We start from the raw sequence: 3,842 nt of genomic DNA, 5'->3' as shown, positions 1-3,842 counted from the left end.
GACTAAAGCAGCTGTTGAGACAACACAGCCAAAAGAAGTTGTTTTTACAGAGAAACCTACTGTTATTGCAGCAACTGAACCTAAAGTAGCTGTTGAGACAACAGAGCCAATAGAGGTAGCTTTTACAGAAAAACCTATTGTTATTACAGCAACTGAACCTAAAGTAGCTGTTGGGACAACACAGCCAGTAGAAATGTTTGCTCTAAACTATTATATTCAAGTTGTTTCCCTTTCAAAATATGCACCAAGTGAAAAGTTTTTAGATTCTATCACAGCTTTAGGTTATACATACAAACTTCATGAAGTAACAAATGACTCTAAAACAACAACTAAAGTTTTAGTAGGACCTTTTCCTAATGCAACAAAAGCTAAAGATGCAAGAATAATTCTTCGTGCTAAAATTGAGCCAGGTTCTTTTTTAGTAAAACTATAAACACGAAATATGTACATTTACTATGTAAGAATAAAACGATCAACAGTAATGATTTAAATCTAGAAAGACTTTTTAGTTGGAAGAATGCCCTATTTTCAACTGGTTATAAAAGAAAGTATGTTTAAGATAAATGTGGCACAATTTAGAGATATACTCAAAAAAGAGCAATTCGTATATCATCATATGCCACTTTAGAATCTAAAGCTTCAAATATAGGCTTTAATCTAGGTTTACCATCCTCACTAAAATCATCTTCGTTATTTCTTGCTTTTATCTTTACTAGTGCATCTTTTACAAGCGCAATAGTATTTTCATCTGGCAAAAATTTATCTATATTTATATCTGGATTTTCTTCTTTTAAAATACGAAGATGATTAATGATAGTTCCTTTACTCATACCTCTATTGGTAGCCAACTCTAAAAGAGAACTAGAAGTTTCAATCAACTCTTTTGTTTGTATATGAGTAGGAGTTACACTATTTGCCACTATCTTCTTCTCAGATTTTAAAACTGCTTCTTGTTCTTTTATTTTACTTGTATCTGTAATCCCATCTATACTCAGGATATAGGACTCAAATATCTCTTTTAGGTTCTCAGAAGAGAGAGCAGATATCTCATCACTTGCTTTTTTAGATGCTGCTTTGATTCTATCGTCTATATGTAAAATAAGAGGGTCAACACTAAGAGCTGTATCATTCAATCCCATAAGACGTAATCCATCTATATTTTTAATACGAGAAAGAGCAACATAACCCTGCCCCACTTCAAAGGTTTTAGATAAGTCTATCTCAGCTGAATCTAGTGTCATTCCTTGAGATTTATGTATAGTTATTGCCCATGCAAGTTTAAGTGGAATTTGAGAGACTTTAGCAACTATATTTCCGCTATCATTCTCTATTGTCCAATCTTCAAGCCCTAGTTTAATTAATGAGCCGTATGATGTTTTTACTATTGGAAGATCTGTTTCCTTGTCAAAGTCCACTACGACACCTGTAGTACCATTAACGAAGCCTAACTCATGATTATTTTTTATAAACATTACTACTGCATCTTTTTTCAGAGCTATATCTTCTAAGACAAGAGAAGATTTAAATATCTTTTCAATATTCTTGGCTGTCCCTTCTGATTTATATTTAAATGAGTTAGAAGGATTATTAACTTTACTTAACTCATTACTATTGATTCTATCAACATCTATATTGTGAGTATAGAGTTTCGTTGGTGTAAAATCTATATCAAGGTCTTTATTGTGTCTTGAGTTTAAAATATCTAAAGAGTTACTTGAGACATTGCCACTTCTGATCTCATCTAATATACTAATGAGTACATTATCATCTTGTCTAAACTTCTCTTGTAAATAGCATGTTTTTAATTCTAGTTCTTTGAATGATGGAGATTGCCAAGCGAAGCGTTTATCTTTAGGAACTTTAGAAATAGGTGGGAGTTGAAAGAAATCTCCAGATAAGATTGTTTGTACACCACCAAATGGTATATCGTTATTTTTAAAAGCTCTAAGTATTCTATCAATAGAAGAGAATATCTCAGGAGATACCATTGAAATCTCATCGATGATAAGAACTTTTAATTTAGAAAACCTTGTTTGTAGATATTTCTTTTCAAGTAATGACTCAATATAGTAATCATCTACCTCATCACGGATGCCTAAGCTAAAAAATGAGTGTATTGTTTGCCCTTGTAGATGCGAAGCTGCTATACCTGTAGGTGCTACTATGGTTGGGATAATTTTTCTTGATTTTAAATAAAATATAAATTGATGTAAGAGGTATGTTTTACCAGTTCCTGCAGAACCGGTAATGAAAACATTATTACCGGTTTTCAATATATTTAATGCAGTATTTTGCAAATTGTGTATCCTTAGTTTATGTGATTATAACGAAATATCTTAATCGATTTGTTTGAGTTAGACTTAATATTGAGGATAAATAAACCATATTATAATACACTTTCTTCAACCTTTTCATCTTTAGTGGTTAAGCTTGATAATTTCCAAATGTAATATTATTTTTGCTTTTACTTGCATATTTAAAGCCTCTGTAGAAACTAAATGAATATACAATGCGATTAAGCAATAAATATGGTATTTTAGTTGTCTGTCTATTTTTTAAATAGTACAAAGATTCTCTTAAAAATGAAGCTCCAAATGAAAGTAATGTCTTAAATAGAGATAATGATTTCTCAGGATAAATATAAACATCTGCTTCTCCTTCTATACGTCTTCTTGAAGCTAACTGCTTTAAAGTATAGTTATGAGAATGCATTGCTATTGCATCTTTTACATAAGCTATTTTATATCCTTTATTTTTTATCTGTACTCCCCAGTGAGTATCTTCTGAACCCCATGAGTCAGTGTAAAATTTTTGCATCTCCCAGACACTTTTTTTCATAGCAGCAATAGGAAGAGAATAATGCATCCACTTAGGTTGATTTCCAATCACAGTAAATGCTTTCTCATAATCATGTCTAACCCATAAGTCTGCCTCTGGACGTATTACTTGTCTACCATATGAAGCTGCTGTATCTGAATTACTTAGAGGTTCTATCAGTTTTGATATAGCATATGAATCTAGTAAAACAACATCAGAATTTATAAAGACTATGAGCTCTGTTTTAGCTTCACTTACAGCTTTGTTTAAAACCTTTCCTGGAAAGTATGTACCTGGTTCGATTTCTATAAATTTATGTGAATAATTAGAGACTATATCTAAAGTGGAATCACTAGATCCAGAATCAACAATTATAAGTTCTATCTCTACATTCTTTTGTTTCATAAGCGCTACTAATGCTTGGTCAATTACCCATTCAACATTAAATGTACGCATAATTACAGTTACATTTTTCATGCTGAAATCCTTTCTTTAGTTAATAAATCACCCATAAACACACTCTCTTTTGTCTGGATATAATCTAAAATAGTCCTTACAGATTTAAAACCATCTGCTAAATACATTGTTATGGGATGAATAATCATTACTGATAGTTTTTTCTTCGCTTCATTCTCTTTTAGCTGATTAAGAACTAGCTCTGCCCACTCCTCAATGTAGTAAGATTCTGGTCCAAAATCATCAGACCAGTTGTAACGTGCTTGCCATTGTTTTATCCACTGTGGTGTACGCTCAGCATGAATTATATGTTCATGATCTGGAATAATATTAATTGGTAAATTATATATGCCATTAACATCTTCTTGCAAATCACAGTTTTCTTTTACAACACCATCTGAACATATATTTATATCTAAACTACTTAATACCTTTTCAGTATTTGCTCCATGCATATACATATGGTTTCTCCATATATTTATCTTTATCCCAGTTTTAGCATATATGATATCTATTGTTTTTTTTTTTTTATTGTGTTGGTAGGCATATGGACCATTATAGTTTTTGGT

At 31.4% G+C, this 3,842-nt stretch carries 4 protein-coding genes; 1 reads left to right on the top strand and 3 read right to left on the bottom strand.

Annotation, left to right across the window (positions count from 1 at the left end; all coding sequences use genetic code 11):
- On the top strand, positions 1 to 433 hold a 433-nt coding region (locus QZZ48_RS14640), incomplete at its 5' end, for an SPOR domain-containing protein (protein ID WP_294966999.1).
- Between the two features lie 154 nt (positions 434 to 587).
- Here QZZ48_RS14640 and QZZ48_RS14635 read toward each other — a convergent pair.
- The 3 genes from QZZ48_RS14635 to QZZ48_RS14625 form a co-directional block, all read right to left on the bottom strand.
- The gene (locus QZZ48_RS14635) at positions 588 to 2,297 is read right to left on the bottom strand and encodes a helix-turn-helix domain-containing protein (RefSeq protein WP_294966998.1); all 1,710 of its coding nucleotides are present in this window, start codon (positions 2,295 to 2,297) and stop codon (positions 588 to 590) included.
- 127 nt (positions 2,298 to 2,424) lie between these two features.
- Positions 2,425 to 3,294 (bottom strand): glycosyltransferase, encoded by an 870-nt coding sequence (locus QZZ48_RS14630; protein ID WP_294966997.1) that lies wholly within the window; start codon positions 3,292 to 3,294, stop codon positions 2,425 to 2,427.
- Positions 3,291 to 3,842 (bottom strand): hypothetical protein (locus QZZ48_RS14625; RefSeq protein WP_294966996.1); only part of this gene is annotated, 552 nt, incomplete at its 5' end. The genes QZZ48_RS14630 and QZZ48_RS14625, both read right to left, overlap by 4 nt.

Source organism: Sulfurimonas sp., assembly GCF_016744025.1.
Lineage (GTDB): Bacteria > Campylobacterota > Campylobacteria > Campylobacterales > Sulfurimonadaceae > Sulfurimonas.
This window is presented reverse-complemented; position numbering and strand designations above follow the sequence as displayed.